At 38.9% G+C, this 25642-nt stretch carries 19 protein-coding genes; 10 read left to right on the plus strand and 9 right to left on the minus strand.

All coding sequences use genetic code 11. From position 1 onward, the window contains the following. Positions 1-40: 40 nt before the first annotated feature. The 4 genes from EZ444_RS20075 to EZ444_RS20090 are packed head-to-tail and all read left to right on the plus strand — an operon-like array spanning position 41 to position 7775. Positions 41-1420 carry a PP2C family protein-serine/threonine phosphatase gene (locus EZ444_RS20075; protein WP_131610943.1) on the plus strand — a complete coding sequence of 460 codons (1380 nt, stop codon included), beginning with the start codon at positions 41-43 and terminating at the stop codon, positions 1418-1420. A 4-nt stretch (positions 1421-1424) separates the two neighbouring features. Next, on the plus strand, positions 1425-5414 hold the full coding sequence (locus EZ444_RS20080; RefSeq protein ID WP_131610944.1) for an FtsW/RodA/SpoVE family cell cycle protein: 3990 nt from the start codon (positions 1425-1427) through the stop codon (positions 5412-5414). 12 nt (positions 5415-5426) lie between these two features. Beyond that, on the plus strand, positions 5427-6221 hold the full coding sequence (locus EZ444_RS20085) for an FHA domain-containing protein (protein WP_131610945.1): 795 nt from the start codon (positions 5427-5429) through the stop codon (positions 6219-6221). Between the two features lie 9 nt (positions 6222-6230). After that, positions 6231-7775, plus strand: a complete 1545-nt coding sequence (locus EZ444_RS20090; RefSeq protein WP_131610946.1) for a serine/threonine protein kinase — start codon at positions 6231-6233, stop codon at positions 7773-7775. Between the two features lie 64 nt (positions 7776-7839). On the opposite strand, the gene EZ444_RS20095 is transcribed toward EZ444_RS20090, so the two are convergent. Further along, entirely contained in the window at positions 7840-8274 is a 435-nt protein-coding gene (locus EZ444_RS20095; RefSeq protein ID WP_090778494.1) for an Hsp20/alpha crystallin family protein, read from the minus strand. Between the two features lie 87 nt (positions 8275-8361). Here EZ444_RS20095 and EZ444_RS20100 point away from each other — a divergent pair, with 87 nt between their 5' ends. Next, a complete protein-coding gene (locus EZ444_RS20100) occupies positions 8362-8844 on the plus strand; it encodes an acyl-CoA thioesterase (protein ID WP_131610947.1) in 483 nt (160 codons plus the stop codon). A 2-nt stretch (positions 8845-8846) separates the two neighbouring features. On the opposite strand, the gene EZ444_RS20105 is transcribed toward EZ444_RS20100, so the two are convergent. Then, positions 8847-9218: a dihydroneopterin aldolase gene (locus EZ444_RS20105; protein WP_131610948.1), complete on the minus strand. Its 372-nt coding sequence runs from the start codon at positions 9216-9218 to the stop codon at positions 8847-8849. A gap of 98 nt (positions 9219-9316) precedes the next feature. Between EZ444_RS20105 and EZ444_RS20110 the strand changes: the two genes are divergently transcribed. The 4 genes from EZ444_RS20110 to EZ444_RS20125 all read left to right on the plus strand — a co-directional run bounded on the left by EZ444_RS20110 (position 9317) and on the right by EZ444_RS20125 (position 14427). Further along, on the plus strand, positions 9317-10507 hold the full coding sequence (locus EZ444_RS20110) for an acyl-CoA dehydrogenase family protein (RefSeq protein WP_131610949.1): 1191 nt from the start codon (positions 9317-9319) through the stop codon (positions 10505-10507). A 91-nt stretch (positions 10508-10598) separates the two neighbouring features. Continuing rightward, positions 10599-13226: a DUF3857 domain-containing protein gene (locus EZ444_RS20115; RefSeq protein WP_205945312.1), complete on the plus strand. Its 2628-nt coding sequence runs from the start codon at positions 10599-10601 to the stop codon at positions 13224-13226. Then, entirely contained in the window at positions 13213-13593 is a 381-nt protein-coding gene (locus EZ444_RS20120; protein WP_131610951.1) for an SRPBCC domain-containing protein, read from the plus strand. Before EZ444_RS20115 ends, EZ444_RS20120 begins: the two co-directional genes overlap by 14 nt. A gap of 42 nt (positions 13594-13635) precedes the next feature. Continuing rightward, complete coding sequence (locus tag EZ444_RS20125) at positions 13636-14427, plus strand: hypothetical protein (RefSeq protein WP_131610952.1); 792 nt, start codon at positions 13636-13638, stop codon at positions 14425-14427. 36 nt (positions 14428-14463) lie between these two features. Here EZ444_RS20125 and lysA read toward each other — a convergent pair whose 3' ends face one another. Both lysA and EZ444_RS20135 read right to left on the minus strand, forming a co-directional pair. Next, a complete protein-coding gene (lysA, locus tag EZ444_RS20130; RefSeq protein ID WP_131610953.1) occupies positions 14464-15615 on the minus strand; it encodes a diaminopimelate decarboxylase in 1152 nt (383 codons plus the stop codon). Positions 15616-15804: 189 nt separating this feature from the next. Further along, on the minus strand, positions 15805-17118 hold the full coding sequence (locus EZ444_RS20135; RefSeq protein ID WP_131610954.1) for an aspartate kinase: 1314 nt from the start codon (positions 17116-17118) through the stop codon (positions 15805-15807). A gap of 229 nt (positions 17119-17347) precedes the next feature. Here EZ444_RS20135 and EZ444_RS20140 point away from each other — a divergent pair, with 229 nt between their 5' ends. Next, positions 17348-19081 (plus strand): phospho-sugar mutase, encoded by a 1734-nt coding sequence (locus tag EZ444_RS20140; RefSeq protein WP_131610955.1) that lies wholly within the window; start codon positions 17348-17350, stop codon positions 19079-19081. An 11-nt stretch (positions 19082-19092) separates the two neighbouring features. Here EZ444_RS20140 and EZ444_RS20145 read toward each other — a convergent pair whose 3' ends face one another. The 5 genes from EZ444_RS20145 to EZ444_RS20165 form a co-directional block, all read right to left on the minus strand. Further along, on the minus strand, positions 19093-19533 hold the full coding sequence (locus EZ444_RS20145; RefSeq protein WP_131610956.1) for a response regulator: 441 nt from the start codon (positions 19531-19533) through the stop codon (positions 19093-19095). Positions 19534-19581: 48 nt separating this feature from the next. Beyond that, positions 19582-20658 carry a sensor histidine kinase gene (locus EZ444_RS20150; protein ID WP_225874782.1) on the minus strand — a complete coding sequence of 359 codons (1077 nt, stop codon included), beginning with the start codon at positions 20656-20658 and terminating at the stop codon, positions 19582-19584. Positions 20659-20840: 182 nt separating this feature from the next. Then, positions 20841-22088 (minus strand): glutamate-5-semialdehyde dehydrogenase, encoded by a 1248-nt coding sequence (locus EZ444_RS20155; protein ID WP_131610957.1) that lies wholly within the window; start codon positions 22086-22088, stop codon positions 20841-20843. A gap of 3 nt (positions 22089-22091) precedes the next feature. Then, complete coding sequence (gene proB / locus EZ444_RS20160; RefSeq protein ID WP_131610958.1) at positions 22092-23126, minus strand: glutamate 5-kinase; 1035 nt, start codon at positions 23124-23126, stop codon at positions 22092-22094. 90 nt (positions 23127-23216) lie between these two features. After that, complete coding sequence (locus EZ444_RS20165; RefSeq protein WP_131610959.1) at positions 23217-25637, minus strand: AsmA family protein; 2421 nt, start codon at positions 25635-25637, stop codon at positions 23217-23219. Between the last annotated feature and the right edge of the window lie 5 nt (positions 25638-25642).

Genomic DNA, 25642 nt, shown 5'->3' on the forward strand with positions numbered 1-25642 from the left:
ATCGCACACTTTGTGGCTATTAAAAATTCGACCAGCAAGAATGGATAGAAATTATTTTGGAATAACAGATACTGGAAAAATACGCAGCAATAATGAAGATACCTTTATTGCCGAAAAGATAGCAGGAACAGATTTTGTGCTTGCCTGCGTAATAGACGGTGTTGGTGGATATACAGGCGGTGAAGTTGCTGCAGCCATTGCAAGAGATACGATATTAAAGCTGATTGATAACCCCACTGGCGACTTGTCGCTCTTAATGCGTACTGCAATTACCGAAGCAAATGACCAGATCATTGCCGAAAAGCAGCAGAATAAGGAACATGAAGATATGGCTTGCGTGCTCACGATGGCGCTGGCAGACCTTAAAAACAACCAATTCCACTATGCGCATGTGGGTGATACGCGCTTATATTTGCTTCGCGACAGCTCTTTAATTAAGATATCTAAAGATCAATCGTTTGTTGGTTTCATGGAAGATTCGGGCCGCTTAACCGAAGAACAGGCCATGCAACACCCAAAACGCAATGAAATCAATAAAGCATTAGGCTTTCCTGGAAACATTAATCTGCAGGAAGACTACATAGAAACAGGGAATTCTCCATTTTTACCTGGCGACCTGATCCTGCTCTGTAGCGACGGCTTATCGGACATGGTGAATAAACAAAGCATCACGGAGCTGCTCTTAAAACACACGGAGTTGGAAGTAAAAGGCGCTGAGCTGATTGATGCGGCCAATAATAATGGTGGTAAGGATAACATTACGGTTGTGCTGGTTAAAAATGATAAAGCATCATTTGTGCATGAAGTCACCAAACCTGTAGCGCTTCCTAAGAAAAAGAAAGTAGTACCAGCTCTTCCGGAGACAATAATTCGGGAAGAACAAATCACAGAACAGGAAAATAAAGTTGCAAAGCTTAAGCAAGCTGAGGCGAAGAAAATGAGTGGCAAGAACATGCTGCTTATTTTTATCGCTATTGTGGCGCTGGCAGCAGTAGCTTATCTTTTCTCGAAGCAATCGTCTGGAATCTTGGGCGACCAACCCACTCCACCTGTTGATTCTACAGCCTATGCTAAAAATACGCAAGCCTTAAAATTGCAAGACACCTTAAACAAACTCACTGGAAATATATTGATCCTCGATACTTCTGTTTTTAAATCGCCTATACTAATCAGCGAACCGATCAAAATAAACAGAGATAGCTTGTATTTGAAAGCGACTGGCAACATCACCATAAAAAGTGACTCTGGATATAAGGGACAACCTTTTCTAATTGCGCCGACCAATAAAAGCACTTTACTGGAGAACTTTACTCTAGAGAATTTTGATGACGTGAGCGAATTACAACGGAAAGGTGTATTGCTAAAAAATGTACAATTCATCAGGACAGACGCCCCAGCGGTGGTAAAACCAATTAAATAGTTATATGAACAAACAATCAATTATCATCCCCAATAGAAAGGTTGAGCGTATTTTTTTACTGCTCATTACCCTGGTATTGGGTGCTTTGTTTGTTACGCTATACTTTGCTCAGCAGCAAAACTTCGAGGATGTACATAAGCGACTGGCTGATGGAACGATGGTCAACATTAATGAGGCTGAGCCCGGTAAACAAATTAAAAACCTGCTGAATAAAGGTTATTATTTTGAAGATAAAAAGGACATCGACCTGATTCAAGATGTGGTTACTGGTGGTATTCCACTGTATAAGGGAGAAATTGACAACATTGGCGAGCTAAATAAACGTAAATTTTTTGTACCCGCCGACATTGCCTTTGCCGAAGGTGGAAAGAACTTTAAAGAACGGGTGATTGCTTCGCGCCTATTGTTAGGCTTTACCGGAACAGATTCTTTAAAATATAAAGAGGAACAAAAGCGACCGCAACAATTGCCTGCTCAAAAGGATTTTGCTAAAGGCAGCTATGGGATCAGTGGAAAGATAATTGATACTGCAGGAAAGGCAGTATCCGGCGTATTGGTAAGATTGCAAATGATCTTACCACAAGATACCGCCTATACCGAAGCCGAGGTGGTTAATGATTTTATTGCCTATCTACGAACTGATGCAAATGGTAATTATAATTTCCAACATCTACGTGATGATAAGGCATATGGAGTGCTTCCCTTAAAGGCAGGATTTCAGTTCGGCAGATCTCAAGGATTAGAGGAATTGGACAGAGATGCAACTTTAAACTTCCGACAGTCGCCGCATAGCATCAAATTGTTTTCGACCAGGGACTTTAAAATTCTTAAGAAAGAAAAATCGCTGATTGTGCGGACACCGGAGGCTTACAATCAATGGTATTGGATCATCGCTGTTTCGTTTTTTGCAGGCTTCTTTTTCCTGCATTTCTTAATGAGTGCTAAATATCCACAAGCCGATCAATTGATTCTGCCCATCATCATGCTGATGACGGGTATCTCCTTCCTTACCTTATTAAGTCTGCAAGACCCTTTAAGGGATCGTTTTTTGGCCAGAGATAGCCTTATTTTTTATGGCTTAGGGATTTTAAGTATTTGTATCATGTTGGCTATACCGATGCGCAAATTCAATGTAGATTCGCGCTGGTATAGAATGCTATTGGTGAAAAATGCGTTTAGTAAGGCTAAGGGTTGGCAATGGGCAATTATGGCGCTATGCCTTTTAGGCTTGACCATTGTTTTTGGCTCCGGACCAGAAGGTAGTGGCGTAAAAGTAAACTTGTTTGGTGTGCAGCCCAGTGAAATCGTAAAATATTCGATCATTTTGTTTCTGGCAGGTTTTTTCGCCTCCAACGAGCGCTTTATCACTGAGTACAGTAGTTGGCATAAGCGTTGGTTCTTTTTCTCCTTTGCTTTAATCGCTATGGTGATTGCCATATTGATGTATTTGTTACTTGGCGATTTGGGACCAGCAATGGTAGTTTGTTTTACTTTTATCATCCTGTTCTCTTTCTCGAGGGGCGATTTCATGATGATGCTAACCGCTATCATCATTTATGTGTTTAGTGCCTGGTTCTTGAATGTTTGGATTGCCACGCTTGTAACCGCCTTATTGGTAGCGTTGATTATGGTGATCAATAAAAAGACCAGTGAATCGGCCATGATGATTGTGATGGTAATGGCAGCGTTTTTACTGATCGACCAGGTACCTTACCTGGGTAAACTAATTCCAGGCCCTGTAAACAGACTTACGGAACGTAAATCAATATGGCAAGATCCCTGGAACAATGAGGTTTATGGCGGCGATCAGGTGGCTAATGGCATCTGGGCAATGGCCAGTGGTGGCATGAGTGGTCAGGGTGTTGGTCAGGCTTTTGCGAAGACCATTCCCGAAGCACATACCGATATGATTTTACCAGCCATTGGTGAAGAGTTTGGTGGAGCCGGTATTATAGGCATATTTATATTGTTCCTGATATTTTTACACCGGTCCATATTGATTGGCCGGCAAACCGGGATGCCTTTTCTATTCTATTTAAGTGCAGGTGTAGGTATTAGCTTGTTTATACAGTTTTTATTGATTGCAGGAGGCTCAACAGGTGCATTACCTCTATCTGGCGTTGCATTGCCTTTTATCAGCTATGGCGGTTCATCTTTGGTCGCCAATATGTTGGCCGCAGGATTTTTACTCGCTGTATCTATGGTTAAAGGCACAGAAGTGCAAATGGCCTATATCACCAAACAACAAGACAAGAACCTTGTTCCGGCCTTACTTGCAGCTACTGTAGCTATAGTATTACTTGGCATAACCGTATCTAACTACATTGTTGACAATAAAAAATGGGTAGTACAACCTGCGTTGGTTGCCGACAAAAGTGGTGCCCGCATGTTTAGTTATAATCCGCGTATAGCGATACTAATGAACAAGCTGGCTGCAGGTGACTTATACGACAGAAACGGGCGTATTTTGGCAACGAGTAAACCCGAACACATTAGAAAACAACAACGAGTGCTTCATGCAGCAGGTGTTAGTTATGACCTGGATTCGGCCGAGCATAAGCGTGTTGACCGCTATTATCCTTTTGAAGAACAACTCTTCTTTTGGGTTGGGGACAACAATACAGGTGTATTTAATGGTAGTACTAATGGTTACTTTGCAGAATATGAGCATGCCGCAGAACTAAGGGGTTTTAAAACGCCCACAGTTTCCTTTAATACCCATGCGAATAAGTACCATGAAGATCGTTTCTTGCCTAGAGGCGTAAAGGAAATGACGGTAAGCAAAAGGGATTATGCAGCTCTTGCGCCACTTTTACTATCAGGCATTAACAGCGCTGAAGTTGAGTTATTTAAAAAACGAAATAGAGATGTGAAACTGACGATTGATGCGGGCTTGCAAACCAGCATTCAAAATACGATGGCTCAGGATACAGCCATTCAAAAAAGTAGAGTATCGGTAGTGATTATGGAAGATGCGACTGGTGATGTATTGGCTTCGGCAGTATATCCCCTTCCTCCTATTAAAAACTGGGATTTACTGAACATGCCCATCACCGAGCAAAATAAGCTAGCCGGTTGGTATACTACTGCAGACTTAGGCTTTACTACAGCCACTCCTCCGGGATCAACGGCCAAAGTAGTGACGGCGATGGCCGCCTTTAACAAATTAGGCCCTGACGCCGCTAAAAAGGTGTATACAGTAAGTATGGCCGAACGCATCAGGACTAAAGGGATTGAACCTGATGAAACTGGTCGTATTAATTTGGAAAGCGCGTTGGTAAAATCGAACAATGTGTATTTCATTAAAATTGCCAATGAACAGCATCTTCAAAATGAAATGGCTACTTTATACTTGCAAACAGGTATGTTTTTGAGAGGTGTTGGTGGCTATTACTATGATAGAAACGCAAATAATGCCAAGCAGGAAGAGAAATGGAGGGCATTATGGGAAAAGACAGAATTCAATACCAAGCCTAAATATGATCCTGCGCGTATTCGTAGGACAAGGGCGAAAGGAATATCTGGAATGGCCTGGGGACAGGGTGAGCTGATTGCCACTCCTGCTGCTATGGCCCGACTCATATCTGGCGTAGCCAATAAAGGAAAAATGGTAGCCAACCGATATGTGCTAAAAATCAGCGATTCAGTTACGGCTGTTAATCCTGCTATAAAAATTGCCAATGACCCACAATATGCTGAGCTGATCTCCGGTTATATGCTTAAGCAAAGTGAAAATAAAACTTACACGCTTGGCCTAAAGGTTGCTGGAAAGACGGGGACACCGGAAAGAATCTGGAAAGATGAAAAGATCAACGATGGATGGTATACCTTCTTCGCGCCAAGGGCAAATGGAAAAGGTAATGTAGTTGTATGTATCCGGATAGAATCCACGCGCGGATCTAGTAAGGCAGTAAAGCTAGCGGGGCAGCACGTGATCCCAGCCCTATTGAAACTAGGGTATTTGAGTAAGGAAAATAAAGAAATAAAAAATTAAAGCAGAGATTATATGTTTAATCTATTTAACAAACGCAATCCAGAACCACCACAGGACGTAAAGGCCATTAGGGAGCAATTGCTGACGGCTATAAAACAGGAATTGCAAAAGCTTGAAGGTGGCGAAGGCAAACATATTAAGGGCTTAGCTTTGCTGATTGCTTGTTTGCCGGCGGAGAAATTCATGTACGAATCGGCTGTATTTGCGGAAGATGAAGGTCGGTTTAAGAATGAGATACAGCGCATAGTGGATGATTTCGCTATTGATCTGCCTGAAAACTGGACCATGCAAATCAACTTTGTGGAAGAGCTACCTACTGATGCCATAAAGCTGAGCGGCATAAATGCTTCGCTTTACATCAGAACTCCGGAGCATGTAGTGGTTACCAAATCAAAAACTGCGTACATTCGCACTTTGAATGGGGAGTCGGAGAAAATGCTTTATAAGATTGGCCCGGAAAACGGTAAAATAAATATTGGTAGAGAGCATAAAGTACAGGTGAGTGATGGCTTTTTCCGCATCAACCATATTGCTTTTCCTGATGTCAGTACAAATGAAGCTAATAAATTCATCAGCAGACAGCACGCACATATTGAATGGGACAGCAATACCGGTTCTTTTCTCTTATTTGCAGATGAAGGTGGTATACCGCCAAGAAACAAGGTAAAGATCAGATCAGTGGGCGACCATAACCCTGTGAAATTGAATGTAGTGGAGCTAGGCCATACCTTACTGGAAGGTGACCAGATTATTCTGGGTGAGCTTGCAGTTTTAGAATTTAGCTATAATGACGTTGATAATAATTAATATTGTATAATGAGTAAAGTTTTTACGATAACGGAAGGATTAGAAAATCTTGGCGCCTTGAGTACAGGTGGTCAGGGCTCTGTTTATAAGGGTAAACGTGTGGGCACCATCATCACAGCGGTGAAGATTATGCCTACCCCTATACATACAGAAAGTGAGGACGATAAGAACTTCATTAAATTTAAAAATGAGGTTGAGAAGCTGAAAAAGGTAAATGAGGTACCCAATCCCAATGTGGTAAAAATACTAGGGTCGGGACTTACTGAAAGCGGCTCCTTCCCTTTCATAGAAATGGAATACATTGAAGGCCCTGATCTGGAGAAGCTTTTAATGCCGCCACACAGCCCTATCTTTACCATCCATGAGCTAATTAAGCTGGCAGAGCAATTGGCCAATGCGCTTGCCCATTGTCACCGTGTGGGTATTAAACATGGGGATATAAAAAGTAATAATGTAAAGTTCAATACTGATACAGGTAATTACGTTTTGTTAGATTTTGGCTTGGCTGTTATGTCTGACGAGCAACGCAGGACCAGTTTACGACATGCTGGTGCTGTAGAGTTTATGGCCCCGGAGCAGCATGATGGTGAAATGTTTTTCCAGACGGATATATACAGCTATGGCATTATACTTTATGAATTGCTAGCTGGTACCGTTCCTTTTCCGCTGATCAACAAGAATGAGAGTTCGCGTAATCAGGTTATGCTTTCACATATGGAAGCTGCAGTTCCTGATTTGATGGCTTTACGCAGAAACCGTTTGCCAGAAAGCTGGGATGCGGAAAAGAAGAAAAAGGAAATGTACGTTCCGCAATGGTTGTTGCAGGTGATCAAAAAATGTTTGGAGAAGAGTCCTGAAAAGCGATATGCCAATGGTGCGGCCTTGCAAGATGCCATTATCCACCGTGGTGGAGACTTAGTAGCACCCGAAGAGGTGGTAGCAGCTCCTGCCCCTTTTTATCAGAAAGAAGGCAAATCAACGGTAGTACCTGTACCTGCTTCGGATAGCGTTAGCTTATCTAAACCGGTGTTTGCCATCATGATCTTGTCTATCGTTATATTGGGTATGCTTTCTGCCTACGGATTATTTATGAAAAGCGATGGTGAGAAACATCAAGCTATGCTGGATACGGTAGCCCCTGCAAAAGTTGACACCAGCGATATTGCCCAAGAGCATCACACCGATACGACTACTCAGATTCAGCCTGTGGCTATTGATACGGCAGCGCAAAAAGCGGAAATAGATAGTTTAAAAAAAGAGTACGAAGCACAAATGGCGACAGCTGCAAAGCAAGCTGAAGCGAAAGCTAAAGAGACAGGAACTGTAATTGTTAGTGAAGGTAAAAAGTATCAGCTACCTAAAGGAGTTGTGGTTTTCTATGAAGCAGCAAGTAGTAACTCCACTAAAAATAGCGTATTAGGCTTATGGAACAATGCGAAGTTTAACGTAATTGAAGAAGATAACGGCTTTATTTACGTAACACATACCAATAAAGATGGTCAGGTTACTAAAGGCTGGTTAAACAAGATCGATCTTAAAGAGATTAAGGAATAAAGGGCAAAAAAATAAGGGCAGTCTTTCGACATGCCCTTATTACCTTAAAAACAAAACTAACCAATTATGAAACTTTTATTTCTTTTGCAGCTGATTGAGAATCATCTTTTTTACCGATGGTAATGTTTAAAATACCATTGATATACTCAGCTGTAATTTTATCTCCATCTACACTTTCTGGCAATACAAATGATCTTGCGAAAGAAAAGTATTCAAATTCTTTTCTTGTGTAGTCTTTTTTCTCTTCGGTTTCACTAACCTTTTTCTCTGCCCAAACTGATAACGTATCTTTTTTCAAGTTAATTTGAAAATCTTCTTTTGTTAATCCTGGTGCAGCCAATTCAATTTTGTAATCCACATCAGATTCTAAGATATTGACACCCGGCACTTTATTAACGGTTAAGTTTTTATTCAATGCTTCACTAAACAATGAGTCGAAAACATTGTTAAAATAAGGTGCGGTGTTTCTGGTTCTGTTATTAAATTTTACTAGTGTCATGATTATTTCTCCTATCTTAAGCTTTTATAAGTTTTTGTTTTTTTATATATAAACCCTTATTCAACTCCTGTACCAACCCTATTTATTATGATTTTTAAGACATTTTGGCGTAAAAAAACTAAAGAACAAGACAAAAAGGCGGATTTAATCGAAACTTTAGACAGTTTTAAGTATAAAACTGCATTAGAAACCCGCTTTGCAGATTTCGATATGATGGGCCATGTGAACAATGCAGTGTACTTTACCTACATGGAAATAGCCAGAGCTAAATACTGGAACCATGCCATACAGTGGGACTGGAAAAAAACCGGAGTTGTAATTGCTCAGGCTTCGCTAGATTACATTTTACCCGTTTTTATAGAAGATAAGATCAGCATGTATGTACGGACATCCAGAATTGGAAATAGCAGTTTCGACCTGGAATATATACTGGTAAAACTGGTACACGGTAAAGAAGAGATCTGTAATCGAGGAAAAACTACTTGCGTAGCTTTCAATTATGCGACTAAAAGCTCCTTCCCAATACCAAAAGATGAGCGGGAAAAAATGATTTCGTTTGAACAACTATAACCTTAAGCTTTATAACTTAGCTGCACAAATGAGTGCCCTACTTCGCCGGGCATAGGAGGATTTAATTTTCTTATGCCCACAGTCGCAGTCAAAACGAATGGATAAGCATCAATGCTGCGATCGATTATATTTTTGATTACCGTTTCCAGCATTTTCTGCGTTTTGGCCATTTCCTCCAATATAATGGTATTTAATACCTCATAATTTACGGTATGCTGTAAATTCTCAGTATCACCAAAAGGTGCAAATTCTACCACAACATCAACCATAAAATAAATGCCCGTCAGCTGCTCTTCCGAGTAGTAGCCGTGTAAAGCAAAACATTTAACATCTTTAAGTGCAACAGTCTGAATATAATTACGATCTTGGGACATGAGGTAATATTAATTTTTGATAAGGGATTAACAGCCATACCTCGAAATTAGTACCTTTGAATATATGGCCGATTGCTAAACCAAATATAGAGGAAACAATGAACAAATCTGCGAAAAAAGATCTTTACGAAGCCCCTGATTACTATTTTATAGATGAACTACTATCTGAAGAACATAAACTAATTCGTTCTACAGCCAGAGAATGGGTAAAAAAAGAAGTAAGTCCGATTATTGAAGATTATGCCCAAAGAGCTGAGTTTCCAAAACATATCATTCATGGATTGGGTGAAATTGGAGCCTTCGGTCCTACCATTCCTGTGGAATATGGTGGTGCTGGTTTAGATTATATGGCTTATGGCATATTGATGCAGGAAATTGAACGTGGAGATTCTGGAATCAGATCTACAGCTTCCGTACAAGGTTCGTTGGTGATGTACCCTATATTTGCTTATGGCACCGAAGAGCAACGTCGCAAATACCTACCGAAACTGGCCACAGGTGAACTGATGGGCTGCTTTGGCTTAACTGAACCTGACCATGGATCGAACCCAAGCGGAATGGTAACCAATATTAAAGATAAGGGCGATCATTATTTGTTAAACGGTGCAAAAATGTGGATCTCTAACGCCCCTTTTGCAGATATCGCAGTGGTATGGGCAAAGGATGAATCGGGCAAAATAAGGGGGATGGTTGTAGAACGTGGTATGGAAGGCTTTACCACACCAGAAACTCATGGTAAATGGAGCCTAAGGGCTTCGGCTACAGGTGAGCTTGTGTTTGACAATGTGAAGGTTCCAAAAGAGAACATCTTCCCTGATATTACCGGATTAAAAGGTCCACTAGGCTGTTTAAATCAGGCCCGCTATGGTATTGCCTGGGGGGCCCTGGGTGCAGCAATGGATTGTTACGATACCGCTTTGCGTTATTCAAAAGAGCGTATGCAATTTGGAAAACCTATTGGCGGCTTCCAGTTACAGCAAAAAAAGCTGGCTGAGATGATCACTGAAATTACAAAAGCTCAGCTTTTAGTATGGCGCTTAGGTGTGCTTAAAAGTGAAAACAGGGCAACACCGGAACAAATATCAATGGCTAAAAGAAACAGTGTTGAAATTGCCTTGGATGTAGCCAGAAACGCCAGACAAATGTTAGGTGGTATGGGTATAACCGGCGAATACTCGATCATGCGCCACATGATGAACTTAGAATCAGTAGTGACCTATGAAGGGACACATGATATACATTTACTAATAACCGGAATGGACGTAACCGGATTAAATGCGTTTAAATAATCAACTAAATTAACGACTTAACATTTAAACTATGCGGTTCAGGGCGCTCTCAATTTGCTTTTTAAAAGCGTTTTTTGTACTTAATCTATCCTTGGTTACTCTATCTGCTTTTAGTCAGGGGAAGAATTTTTCTATAGACCGCAAGGATCCACTCTGGATTGTTAAACTCAACAGTCAGGGCTTAAAGCCTAAAGCAAAGGACATATTAGATGGTTATTTTTTGGCTTTATATGAGAATCAAACCCATGCTGAACTAGACGAAGAATATACACATCTCATTAGGGAAATAGTTTCTGATGCCGGAGTGCAAAACGCATCTCAAATATCGATCACATACGATCCAGGATTCCAAAAGCTTGTATTACATAAAGTGATCGTTTGGCGAGACAATCAGCCTCTTGATCAACTTATCACAAATAAGTTTAAAATTCTACAAAAAGAAAAAGACCTTTCGAAATTCATTTATCGAGGTACATATGATGCATTTTTATTATTAAACGACATTAGAAAGGGTGACCGCATAGAGTACGCTTATACAGTTAAAGGAAGTAATCCAATATATGGGAAGAAATTAGCAGCTACGATTTATTTTGAAGGATCGAGCAGTATTGGTCACCTTTACAACAATCTGATATTTGATAAGAAAAGAAACTTAAGCCTTAAAAACTTCAATTTCAATGATAAACCTAAGATCACTGAAAAAGATGGTTTAAAAATGTATGAATGGGAAAGTAAGTTAACGAAGACATCCCGTGTTGCAGACTTTGAACCATCCTGGTACAACACAGAGAAAAGAACGCAATTCACCGAATACAAGAATTGGAATGAGGTAGTAAATTGGGGGCTTAGTGTGAATGACTATAGCAATATTAAAACTCCTTTACTGAATAAAAAAACAGAAGAGCTATGGAAAAAAGCTGGTGCAGATACGACAAAGTATATTGAATCAACAATCCGATTCGCTCAAGATGAAATCAGGTATATGGGCATTGAAATGGGTATATACTCCCATCGCCCAAATTCTCCGGAAAAGGTAATAACGCAACGCTATGGCGATTGTAAAGATAAATCTTTACTACTTGTGCATTTATTAAAAGCAAAAGGAATTGAGGCCTATAGTGCCTATGTTGATACCTATAGTACCATAAAAACCAACGAATATTTACCAAGTCCATTCGTATTCAATCATGTGGTGGTGATGGTAGATCGGAAAAAAGTAAAAACCTGGATAGATCCAACCATCTCTTATCAACGTGGTAAATTTAAAGAACTTTATTTTCCAAATTATGGTTATGCCCTGGTTTTGAAAAAAGGAAACAATGCTTTGGAGCAAATTAGAACCACAGCCGCAGGCAAACAGATCGCTCATCTTAAGTTCAATATAGCTGATACCTTATCGGATAAGGCATCTACCCTGCTTATCAAAACAACATACACAGGCAACTATGCCAATAATATGCGGCAGGAACTTGCGGAATCAGGGGCCGCTGAAATTGAAAAATCTTATGCGGAATATTATGCTGACCTCTATACCGATATTGAGGTCGACCAACCTTTAAAATTTAGTGATAATGAACAAACAAATACGATTGAAGTAACTGAAAGTTATAAAATCAATGACATTTGGGAAGAAGACACTAAAACAGGTGAAAAATATGTAGCATTTTATGGCGACCTGATTCGTCATCAATTGCAAAAAGTTGCGGCAAAAAACCGTCCGGCCCCTTTGTTATTAAAATTCCCGACCGACCTTGAGCAAATCATCACTGCTGAAATGCCTTTTGAGTCGAAAAGAAGTAATGGTGAATTTAAACTGGAAAACGATCAATACTCTTTTGAATTGAATCGTAGCCAATTAGGAAAAACACAAACCTTCCATTATAAGTTGCGTAATCTTAAAGCGTATATTGAGGGTTCTAACATAAAAAAATACGTAAAGGATAGAGAAAAAATCTCTGAATATTTAACCTATTATGTAGATCGAAAAGTTATCGATCCTACATTAGACGTTAATCCATATACGCTGGTTGCTTTTATACTGACCTTTATAATTTCAGGTTTATACTTTATGGGCCTTTATAAACAAAGTGCTCCATTTGACCTCGAAAGAATTGAGTATGCACAGCCTATAAGCGGTTGGTTGATTCTCCTGGCCATAAGGATGATCACATTACCAATTGGACTTGCTTACAAACTATTTTCTCTGGGTTATTTTAATGGTAGCATTTGGGATGGTATTGCTACGCTAAAGTATGAATACCTGATCAAAGGACTGTTCATTATAGAAAGTGTAGGCTTTGCATTATTAATTGCTGCTGCTATACTATGTATCATCCTATTTTTCAACAAAAGAGAGCGCTTTCCCCGCCTTTACATAAACTTTTCAATAGGTTTCATTACTTTTACAGTAATTGATTTTATTTCAGGGATGCTAATTGCATATTCCAATAAGACACCATTTGCAGATGCAAATGAATCTATCAATGTATTTATTTCAATAACCATTAGTTTTGCCTGGATATTGTATTTACAGCGATCGGAACAAGTAAAGGAAACTTTTGTTTTTAGCTATCCTGAAATAGAATGGAAAAGCGCAATAATTAAAAAAAACAATGATCAATTATTTACAGAGCGGGTTGAAACAATTATTGAAGAGGAATCAATAAATGATCAAGCACCTGTAAGCAATTCGGACATCAACAATCATGAAAAATTTTAAAAAGTATTATCAGATCCCTGCTTCTCCTGAAGAAGTATATCTAGCGATGACCAAGGCGCAAAGTATTAAGTTGTGGACTGGTGCTGAGGTTGAATTTACAGAAGAACCGGGAACGGAGTTTTCTTTTTGGGATGGTGATATTGTGGGCAAGAACCTCGAATTCGAATACGGAAAGAAAATAGTGCAACAGTGGTATTTTGGAGAAGAAAGCGAACCCTCAATAGTAACCATCAAATTGCACGAGGATAAGAGAGGAACATCATTGGAATTTGTACAAACTAATATACCCGATGAGGATTTCGACGATTTTACCCAAGGTTTAGACGAGTACTATCTAGGTGGCTTATTAGACTTCTTTGAAGACTAATAACAAATGAGCAATTCCATTATTAAATAACAATTAATCTTCATGAAAAAAATAACATTCCCAATGCTGCTTTGTGTAGCATTGGGTTTCAGTTCTTGCAGTAGATCATATCTATCACCTGCAATATCCGGAAACAATATGGGCTATATGGCTAGGCCCATGGCGGATGACTATAAACCAGCACAAACTTACATTACCGGTAGTTTTATTGGTTCAGCTTCTCCAGAAAATGCAATCAGCTTTGCGATGGGCATGTTAAACCTACACCGTGGACATACTTACAAATCCTTCAATTTTGCATATGGTATTTTCGGTTATCTAGGTGAAGCCAGTCATAAGATTGCTGAAATCTCCGATCCAGATGACAGGAAGAATTACATTCCTTCATTTAATAAAAACATAAGTGGTATAGGTTTAAAGACAAGTATTGGTTATCAAGTTTTGTCGAGTACAGGAAATACCAATTTCAGAGTTATCAATTGGGAAAATTCAATTAGCAGAGAAATGGGAAGTTATGCTGATTTCAGGAAAGAAAAATATGGAGCGGGAAATTACACCAATTCATATATATCTAATAAAATCGATGTGTGGACGACAGGCTTGTCCTCAGAAATTATCTTTCATGGTAGCAGGAACAAAAATATCCAGCATTCCTTCCGGGTATTTATAGGAGGTACACCTGGTCTTACTAATAGCTTCGATAGAACAATAACCACTCCATCTATAGCAAAGTCATTCAATTACTACCTAAAGCTGAACAACTTTTCTTTCTCTTATGAATTGTCTGGAAACTTAAACAGCTCAAGTAAATTATCTTTAGGTTATTCCTTTTAATTTACCTGAGCTGTTTAGCTTTATGATGAAATCAGATTAGCCTTCAGAATAGACTGATCTGATTTCGTCACGAAGGTTATATTTCGAAGCCATAACTTCTCCGTAAGCACCTGCACTCCTGATGGCATAAAAGTCACCTCTAAAACTTTCCGGTTGCTCTACCTCTTTACCGAAGCAATCTGTGCTTTCGCAAATCGGCCCTACGATATCATATTTTAAAGCAAATTCGTTACCTCTGGTTAGGTTTTCAATTTTATGATAAGCTTGATACAAAGCCGGACGCATCAATTCAGTCATACCCGCATCTAATATCACAAAGTTCTTTTTCTTTCCGTTCTTCACGTATAAAACTCTGCTGATCAAGGAGGCGCACTGACCAACTATAGCTCTTCCCAATTCAAAATGTACTTCCTGTCCAGTTTTAATTTCCAGAAATTCAGAGAATATCTTAAAGTAACTTTTAAAATCAGGGATTTGATGATCAGGGTTATGGTAGTCGATACCTAAACCACCGCCAACATTTAACACCTTAACGGTAAAACCTCTTTCTTCGAACCATAAAGCAAACTCGTTTACGCGTACACATAGGTTTTTATAAACATCAAGGTTAGTGATCTGAGAGCCTATATGAAAGTGTATGCCTATAAATTCAATATTTGCTGAAGCTCTTAAGGTTTCTGCGCATTGTGGCAAATCCCAGGCATTTACACCAAACTTATTCTCATCTAAGCCAGTGGTAATGTTATGATGGGTATGTGCATCAACATTTGGGTTGATACGGATGGCCACTCTTGCTACTTTGCCTTTTTTTGCAGCCAGCTCATTAATCACTTCCAGCTCCTGAACAGATTCTACATTGAAACAGAATATATCCTGATCTAAAGCATAATTAATTTCCTTGTCTGACTTCCCTACTCCAGCAAAAACAATCTGGTTCTTATCAAAACCCAATTCAATAGCTTTAGTTACTTCCCCCCCACTCACGCAGTCAGCACCAAAACCTACTGCCTTAATCTTTTGCAAAACGGTTTGGTTGAAATTCGCCTTCATGGCATAGTGCACATGAAAATTGTATAACTTAGCGGCGTCTGCGCAGGTATTTAAAGTATCCTGTAGCAAACTCAAATCGTAATAATAGAATGGTGTTTCTAAGTTTGCGAAGTGTGATATATCTTTATTAGAAAACATAATGTTCAAATATCTTGTTATATTTTTTTTAGTTGTACTCAGCTTAATTTACATCGGCAACAATTTAGATCTTAGAAATAATAAGATCAGTAAAAAAGAGTATGACAGAAGAATCAGGTTCTTTATCATACTCATCTTTGTTGCTATTGGTATCCTGGTATGGATAAGAAGACGGTGATCCGCCTCTTCTTATTCAAACAACCTATTGTGCAAACTTTTTAAAGCCTCAGTTTTATCTGTAGTATTGATTAGTAACGAAATGTTATAATTACTTCCACCATAAGAGATCATTCTTAATGGGATGTGTTTAATCGAATCCAATACACGAGCAGCATAACCATGTTTCTCGGCACTAAAATCACCAACTACACAAACGATCGACTGATCCGCATCTATTTCCACAGAACCAAAGTCATGTAATTCTTCAACGATCTTCTCCAGATTATCTGTAAAATCAATCGTTAAGGAGATGGCTACTTCTGAAGTAGTGATCATGTCGATTGGTGTTTTATATCTTTCAAAGATTTCAAATACCTTTCTTAAAAATCCATAAGCCAACAACATACGACTCGACTGGATTTTAATAGCGGTAATTCCATCTTTTGCAGCGATAGATTTAATCTTTCCCTTTTCACTTTCTGTAGAGATCAACGTTCCGGCAGCGCCTGGCTCCATGGTATTCAATAACCTAACCGGGATTTTGTATTTCTGTGCTGGGAAAACCGATTGTGGATGCAAGATCTTAGCACCAAAATAAGCCAGCTCCGCAGCCTCATCAAACGAAAGGTGTGAAATTGGTTTGGTACCTTTTACAATCCTAGGATCGTTATTATGCATACCATCAATATCCGTCCAGATCTGAACCTCTTCAGCTAAAATTGCGGCACCAATTAACGATGCAGTATAATCACTGCCACCACGACGCAGGTTATCGACCTCGCCAAAACTATTTCTACAAATAAAACCTTGAGTAATGAATAACTTATTGTCTGTATGCTGATCTAGTATCGGTTTCAAATGCTTAGTCGCATAAGGCACATCAGGTTCGTTATCCTCATCAATTTTCATAAAATCCAATGCAGGAAGCAATACTGATGGTACACCGATAGATTTTAAATAGATATGATATAAGGTAGTAGATAACAATTCGCCTTGAGCCAATATCACTTTCTCTTCAACTGGTGTAAAGATATCATTGGCCAAAGTACTTAAAAAGTTGAAATGATAATCTACAACTTCCTGTCCTTGCTCGCGAAACTCACCTGCAGTTAAAAGTTCGATTACAAACTCATTATATTTTTGGTGCAATGCGTTAATTAAGCTTAACGCAACCTGTTTATCTTCCTTTAAAAGTTTGGCTGAAATCTCTACTAAACTATTGGTAGTACCGGACACGGCCGACAATACGACAATTTGTTCTTCTGCTGGATTGATGATATCCAACAATTTTTTCATGCGCTCAGGGCTTCCTACAGAAGTGCCTCCAAACTTTAATACTTTCATAATTCGTTGTTGTTGTTAATAATTTTGAAACCCCAGGCAAAGCCTAACTGTCTCATTTTCGGTTTATTTAATTTTTAAAGGTTAAAAGCTGTATAAATAGCTATATTTATTTGCTTCAAGTATTTCAATTTTAACCAAAATGGTCATATACTTGTAATTGGGCGTGAATTTAAGTAAAACACGTCTAATAAAGGCAAAATAGACAAAATAAAATTTGGAAGGACAATATATGCAGTTAGAACAAGCTACTTTAAGCACCATAAACGAATGGCTTAACGGTAATTACGATAAAAACACAAAAGAAGAGATACAAGGCCTTTTAGATAAGGAAGCTTACACCGAACTTACGGACTCTTTTTACAGAAGTCTGGAGTTTGGAACTGGAGGATTAAGAGGAATAATGGGCTCAGGATCTAACAGGATCAATAAATATACGATTGGGACTGCAACGCAGGGTTTATCTAATTACCTGAACAATAAATACCCGGGGGAAAAGATTAAAGTAGCTATTGCGCACGACAGTCGTAACAATTCTGACTATTTTGCTAAGATTACAGCCGATGTATTTTCGGCAAATGGCATACATGTTTATTTCTTTTCGGCTTTAAGACCTACTCCAGAATTATCCTTCGCTATCCGTCATTTAGGCTGTAAAAGTGGGGTAATGCTTACCGCCTCTCACAACCCTAAAGAATACAATGGCTATAAAGCTTATGGTGCTGATGGTGGACAGTTCACTTCGCCAGATGACAGTATGGTGATGGATGAAGTAGCAAAAATCAAAAGTATTGATGCCGTTAAATTTGACCGTGTAGATAGTAATATTGAACTAATTGGCGAAGAAATTGATCAGTTATATCTGGACAAAATAACTGCACTATCTGTATCACCAGAAGCAATTTCCCGTCAAAAGGATCTTAAAATAGTTTACTCCCCTATCCATGGTACAGGAATCACCCTGGTTCCTAAAGCATTGGAACAATTTGGCTTTACCAACTTAACAGTTGTTGAGGAACAAAGTAAACCAGATGGTAACTTCCCTACGGTAATCTACCCAAATCCAGAGGAAAAAGACGCGCTTACATTGGCTTTGAAAAAAGCACAGGAAATAGATGCTGATTTAGTTTTGGCGACAGACCCTGATGCAGACCGTGTAGGGATAGCTGTGAAAAATAACGACGGAGAGTTTGTATTGTTAAATGGAAACCAAACCGGCAGCTTACTGATCAACTACCTGCTAACTGCATGGCAGGAAAAAGGAAAGCTTACGGGTAACGAATACATCGTAAAAACCATTGTAACTTCTAATTTAATAGAAGCCATTGCTGAAGCTAAAAATGTAACTTACTACAATACACTGACTGGCTTTAAATGGATTGGCCAGATAATGACCCAGCTTGAAGGCAAGAAAACCTTTATAGGTGGCGGTGAGGAAAGCTATGGCTACCTGATTGGTGATTTAGTGAGAGATAAAGATGCGGTAATTTCTTGCGCCTTTATTGCAGAAATGACGGCCTTCTATAAAGATAAAGGTAGCAGTCTATACAATGCTTTATTGGATATGTATGTAGAATACGGTTTATATAAAGAAGAACTGGTATCCATCACTAAAAAAGGCAAGACTGGTGCAGAAGACATTAAAGCCATGATGGAGAAATTTAGAAACAACCCTCCTGCTACTTTAGGGGGTTCGAAAATTAAAACCCTGAAAGATTACGAACTTGGTGTACAAACAGATATAATATCTGGTGTAAAAACAGGACTGGAATTACCTAAATCTGATGTATTGCAGTTTATAACCGAAGATGGCAGTATCGTTTCTGCAAGACCTTCGGGAACAGAACCTAAGATTAAGTTCTATTGCAGTGTAAATGCACCATTAAAGGATAAAGCAGGCTTTAAAGAAACTGACGCCAAACTTGGCGAAAAGATTAAGGCAGTAATGAATGATCTTGAGGTTTAATTACCTCAGGATCATTCCTCATCTATAACTTCGAAATACTTATCAGCGATTTGTGCAAAAGCCTCCATGTTTAGAGGCTTATGCAGATAAGTGGCAATCTCTTCAACATTTGCTGCATGCTGCTCATCATCTGGATTAAGAGAAGTCGTAAGCATAACCACCACAATTCTAGCCTTATGCTTTTGATCCAGTTTTTTGTACTCGGCAATAAAGTCCCAACCATTCATACCCGGCATATTGATATCTAAAAATATGATACCCGCCTTTGGAGCATGTTCCATATTCTCGTACTTCCCCGAATAAGTTAAATAATCCAAAGCTTCTTTTGCAGACGAAATTTCTTTCACATCTACATTTATCTTAGTATTCTCCACAATCCTGCGATGGATGAAATTTGTAGAGATGTCATCATCAACTAATAATACACAATCAAGATCCTTATATCTTTTCATTAATATATATTTCTTTTATTCTAATCAATTATTTTGTCTTGCTTTAGTTTACACCCGTAACGTGAAGTTGAAAGAACTCCCTTCGTTTAAAACAGATTCAACCGAAATTTTTCCACCGTGTAACTCCACAATCTTCTTACAATGAGAAAGACCAATGCCGTAGCCTTCATAATCGGCTACATTATGTAAGCGCTGAAACATGACGAACACCTTCTCCTTATAACAGGGCTCAATCCCAATTCCATTGTCCTTAAATTCAAAATGCCAGAAATTATCATGAGCAGCTACAGAGATGTCAATTTGCGGTGGTACTCCTGGCATTTTAAATTTTAAAGAGTTGCTTAACAAATTTTGAAAAAGCTGTCTCAATGCAGTTTCAAAACCGTAAACAATAGGCAGATCTTTATAGGTAATTGTAGCCTCAGCAGCAGTTATACTACTAAACAGATCATTCTGTAAACTATCCATAAGCAAGTTACAATCCACAAGTGTTTTAACTTGGTGTCCACCTAGTCTTGCATAGTCAAGTAAGCCCTTAATCAGATTGCGCATGCGCTCTGTAGAACGATCTATAAATTGAAGGTATAGCCTTGCATTGTCATCAAAAACGTCTTTATACTCGTCCTTAAACAGTTCTACGAAGTTTTTAACAGTCAGTAAGGGTTCCTGTAAATCATGAGAAGCGATATAGACGAATTGCTCTAGCTCCTTGTTTTTGATTTCCAACTCACGGGCATACTCTTCTGTGGTCTTCTCCATCTGTCGCTTGGCGGTAAGATCCCTGATGAATTTAGAATAGCCCACCACCTCACGCTGATCACCATAGATTGCAGAAATAGTAACGAATGCCCAAAACAGTTCACCGCCCTTTCTAACGCGCCATCCTTCATGTTGTGCTCTACCTCTTAGTCTGGCTTCTTCAATAAGTAATTCAGGTAATTTATTCCTCCGGCTTTCTTCACTATAGAACACATTGATATTATGCCCGATAATTTCTTCGGCCGTATATCCTTTAATCTTCTCCGCTTCTTTATTCCAATTCTCAACATTTCCATGCCTGTCTAAAAAGAGAATAGCGTAATCGTCTATTACTTCAAGCATTCTAAGTAGGCTGTCTGATCTCAAGTGCTTGCGTTTAATTATTTGTGGTGGAATCCACAACAATTATTTTCAAAATTCAAGCCAAAAAAGCGCAGTTGAATGCGATTACACCAAGGCATTTTCGTGTTACAACATCAAATTAACTGATGTATTAATTACCCAAATAGGGGAATTATATCGCAGGCATACTACTGAAAATTAATAGATTAGCGAACTTGTCCCTCACCCTTAACTACCCATTTCTCGGTAACCAGTTTTTCGAGTGCAAATGGTCCTCGTGCATGAAGCTTTTGAGTAGAGATACCGATTTCAGCCCCCAGACCGAAGACTTGTCCATCTGTAAACCTGGTTGATGCATTCAAATAAACCACAGCTGCGTCAACTTCATTTAAAAAACGCTCAGCCTTAACCAAGTCTTCCGTCACAATGGCTTCAGAATGTTTTGAAGAGAAATTAGCAATATGTGATAAAGCCTCATCTTCATTGTCCACAACCTTTACCGAACATTTAAAATCGAGAAACTCTCTTCCAAAATCTTCCGGTGTAGCTTTATTAACCTGAGGATAGTTCAATTGTTCCAGAATTGGGAAGGCACGCTCATCGGCAAATATTTCTACATCGTATCCAGCTAATAAAGGTGCCACTAGATTAAGAAATGGCTCTACAACGGCACTATCCACCACGATGGTATCTAATGCATTACATACCGATGGTCTGGACACTTTTGCATTAACCACTATAGCCGCAGCTTCAGCAAGTTTTGCGGTTTTTTCGATATAAGTATGGCAAACACCCGCCCCAGTTTCTATAACCGGAACCAAGGCGTTTTTACGCACAAATTCGATCAGTTGATTTGAGCCACGTGGAATGATCACATCTATATATTTTTCGGCCTGTAAAATGTCTAAAATATACTTCCTATCGCCAGGAAGTTGCTGTACCACATTCTTATCTAAACCATGTTCAGTTAAAACACGTTGAATTAAAGAAACAATAAATAAATTGGTATGATACGCATCCTGTCCACCACGTAATAAGCATACATTACCAGACCTGATGCACAAAGCAGCAACATCAATAGTTACATTAGGTCTCGACTCGTAAATCACACCTACAACACCAAGTGGAACTGTCTTCTTTTGGATAAAAAGGCCATTTGCCAGTGTATTTTCTGAAAGAATCTTATTCGTCGGATCATCAAGATTCGCAACATCATTAAGACTTGTGGCAAGATCTAGTATTCTAGCTTCATTCAACAACAGGCGATCTCTTTTGGGGTCTGATACAGGCATTCTTTCTAGATCCTTAAGATTTTCGGCAATAATCTCTGCCGACTGCGCTTTAACGAGCACAGACAAATCATTGATCAGGTCTTGCTTTCCCTGATCACTTAGCGAAGAAATTGAGTATTGAGCCTTTTTCGCATTAATTAACTGTTGTTGAATTGATTCCATTATTTATAATATTACAATATCACTCGCGTTTGCGATTTCAAGATTACGTTGTTTTGAGTCTTTAATAATTGCTTCTGATGATGTTTTAGCACGCGCAACTGCGACGATGTTGTCTTGAGCATCCGTGATTTCGAAGATCTCTCCATCACTAAACTTCTCGATAACAGACAGAACACCTACAGCAAGTAAACTTTTACGGTTTCTAATCGCTTCACAAGCACCGTCGTCAACCATGATGCGACCGGTAACCAAACTGCCACTAGCCAACCATTTATTCCTTGCCGAAATACTGCAGTCTTTAGGGATACAAACCGTACCCGTTTTTTCCTGAACAGCTTTACTGATGCCATCTGGCGTGCGTACGCCAAATATAACAACCTTAATCCCCATGGTCGAGGCCAGGTGAGCAAAGGTTAATTTAGAGATCATTCCCCCTAAACCTAAATCTGATTTTCCCTTATCGGCCAATGAGAATATATCATCGTTTATACTTTCAATTCTATCGATCACTTTACCGTCTCTATCCAATACCCCCGGAACTGAAGTGCCCAATAAAATTACTGAAGCACCAAAACCTACCCCCAATAAAGTAGCAAGCTCATCATTGTCCGAAAACTTTAACTCCAAACTACTCACTACATCATTTTCATTGGCAATAGGAATCACATCATTTTTCCATAACTCCTCGTAGGTTTCCTTCAATTGCAAAAATTGCTTCCTGTTAGAGAAATGTTGACGCTCACAAAGACTTTGCGCAATACATATACCGTAGGGAAGAAAATGTTTGCTGTAAGTATTCAATAGTAAAGGATTGCCGATTGAAGCGGCAGCTTTACGCTCAGAAATCTTTCCTTTATAGTTTTTGATGTATTTTTTGCCGGCGCCTACAGCGCCAGATGAAACAAGTATTAATCGGTAATCTTTTGCAACTTCTGCTACCTGTCTGGCAACATCTGCAATTACCAATTCATCAAGCTCTCCCTTTTCAGTGGTTATGGAGGCTGTGCCTAATTTCAAAACAAGTATTGGCTTGTTCATTGTGGTTCTGGGTCTAATTTGTAATGAAAACCCGAAAATAGGCAATTATCCGCCTATCTGTGAAATAAACAGGAGGATAATTGATAGATTTTATAGATTTAACTTAATTTTGACCTTTCCGTCCTCACCATCCGTGGCCAATAAATGCAAAACAATACCTTTCATACGCCGGGCTTTTTTCTCAGCAGGATCGGTAATATCAGCATCTTTTTTAGGGTTTCGGAGCGGTACATCAATCGCTATATTTGTACCGGTAGATAGAGAATAAACACCGGCAACATCCATATTTAACAAACTAGAATTGATTTGCATGGGGCTGATCGTGATCTTTTGTCCACGAATATCAAATTTACCATTCAGGTTATCAAATGTAATGTGATTTAAGTCCCTGAAAGGAAAAGCAAATTTACCGACATTGATGATGGGATCAAAATTAAGTAGCGCCCCTTTCTTAAGGTCAAACACCAGGTTACCGACCATAGAACTGGTCACCAGCTTACCTTGATCAGTAATCCCTCCGGAAATGTTTGTTTTGGAAAACAGATAGCCCTTTAGGTTCTTTGAAGTAAGGCTCGTCAGCCCAAAATTATCAAACGAATAAAAGAAATGTTTGATATCTACATTGCTTAAAATAGCGTTTACATTAAACCTGTTTAAGGTTCCTTTTTGGGTAATTTTCCCATTGAGCTTAAGCGTACCGCCAGCATGTTTAAAGCCAACATTTTTAATAGCAATACCCGATTCAGAAAGTTGTAAATCAGCAATGGCATTGGTGGCCAAAAACTTGTTGTAATAAACTTTATCTACACTCAAATGCATATTCACATTACTTTTCTCGAATACAGCATTCAAATCTTCAGATAAGGTAGTTCGCTTTACATTTCTAGCTCTTGCTTTGGCCGACCGCCCCCTACTACCCAGAAAACCAATAAATTCTGCCAAATGTATCTGTGGACTGCGAATCTGCCAGGTAAGTAAAATCTTTTCAGGTGCAGTATAATATAGATTTAGAAAATTACGCACCACCCCATCCATAAAAACAACACTTTTACCACTTTGCAAACGAATGTTCTTTATAAACAGGTCATTATTTGTAAAGTTTAGCTGAATAGCTGTATTGCTAAAATTAAGCTTCCGGGGCACATAATTGATATCAGCATTTTTTATGCCTATTGATCCCGAAATCAATGGTTTTGTTAGTTCGAAATCCACAACATCCGCTGTGTAAGACAGATTTACATCTGCAGTTCCTTTACCAAATTTTAAAGTTTCCTGGCCCAGTACTTTGTTTAGTTTTGCTATATCAAACTGTGATTTAAAAACACCTGTGGCAATAGGCTTTTCAAGGTTATTGATAAACACAGTGTCCATTAAAAAGGGTATCTCTTCATAGCTTCCCTTAAAGTGGTAAAGTTTAATGATCGAATTTGCATCACCTAAACCCTTTCCGTTGACATAGTTATTGTTAAATGTGCCGTTAAAGCTGCAATCCTTAACCACTCCACCGGGAGTAGTCAATACATTATCCTTGACTAAGGTCTTAATATTTATCAGCGGGTCGCCCCCAGCGCCCATATTTCCCTTTAAGGTACATTGCACATAGATAGGCCTATCCAGATTAAACATATTCAGCTTCGTTGTTATGTTTTGAGCAAGAAGACCAGCGGCACTTCTCCATAAGATATTAGGAGCTTCAATATCTATGGTAAAATCAGTCCCTTCTCTTGAAGTATCAAATCTACCACCGATAATAAATAGATCATCACCAATGTTTAATTTATTAGGAGCTACATCAAAAATACGGGTCTCCTCATTGTAATTAACCTTAAATCTCCCATCCAATAGCTTATCCTTTACGAAACTTCCCTTGTCTGTATTAAAGGCTAGACTTTTTGCCAATGTTTTCAATTTGACATCTACATCCCAGCCACCAAGTAATGGATAATCTATTTTCCCACTCAGCTCATCTACTACAAAATGAAAAAGTTTATGACCTTTTCTATTGTCAACCTTAAAATCTACATTATTCAAAATGATGTTTCTGATTTGAGTAGGAACTGATCCCTTCCCTGCAGATTGATCTTGTTGCGCTTTCTTCTTAAAAGCTGCTGTATTACTATAGCCATTGCTATCCGTAAATAAGTAAATAGTAGAATTGTTAATGCCTATTTTTTCTATATCGACATGACCGCCTAAAAGCCCCAATACATTTACGGAAACATCAAAATCTTTTGCCTCCAGCAGGCTGTGCTTATGATTTTCCCAGAGGCTATCTTTAAGAATTACATTTTTAAGGCTCAAGGATACACCCGGAAATCCCTTAAGAAAAGTGGGATTCATACTGCCGATCGTCATCGTACCACTGATATTTTGGTTGAGCTGTTCGGTAATTCTAGCCAGCAACTTTTTTTGATTGGCGCTTACATAAATTGCCAACCCAACATAAATAAGAAAGATTACTGCGACAAGGGCTGCCAAGACTTTGAGTGTAATTTTAGACCAACGGGGCATACGAT

Origin of the sequence: Pedobacter hiemivivus (genome assembly GCF_004331685.1) — a bacterium.
Taxonomy (GTDB): domain Bacteria; phylum Bacteroidota; class Bacteroidia; order Sphingobacteriales; family Sphingobacteriaceae; genus Pedobacter; species Pedobacter hiemivivus.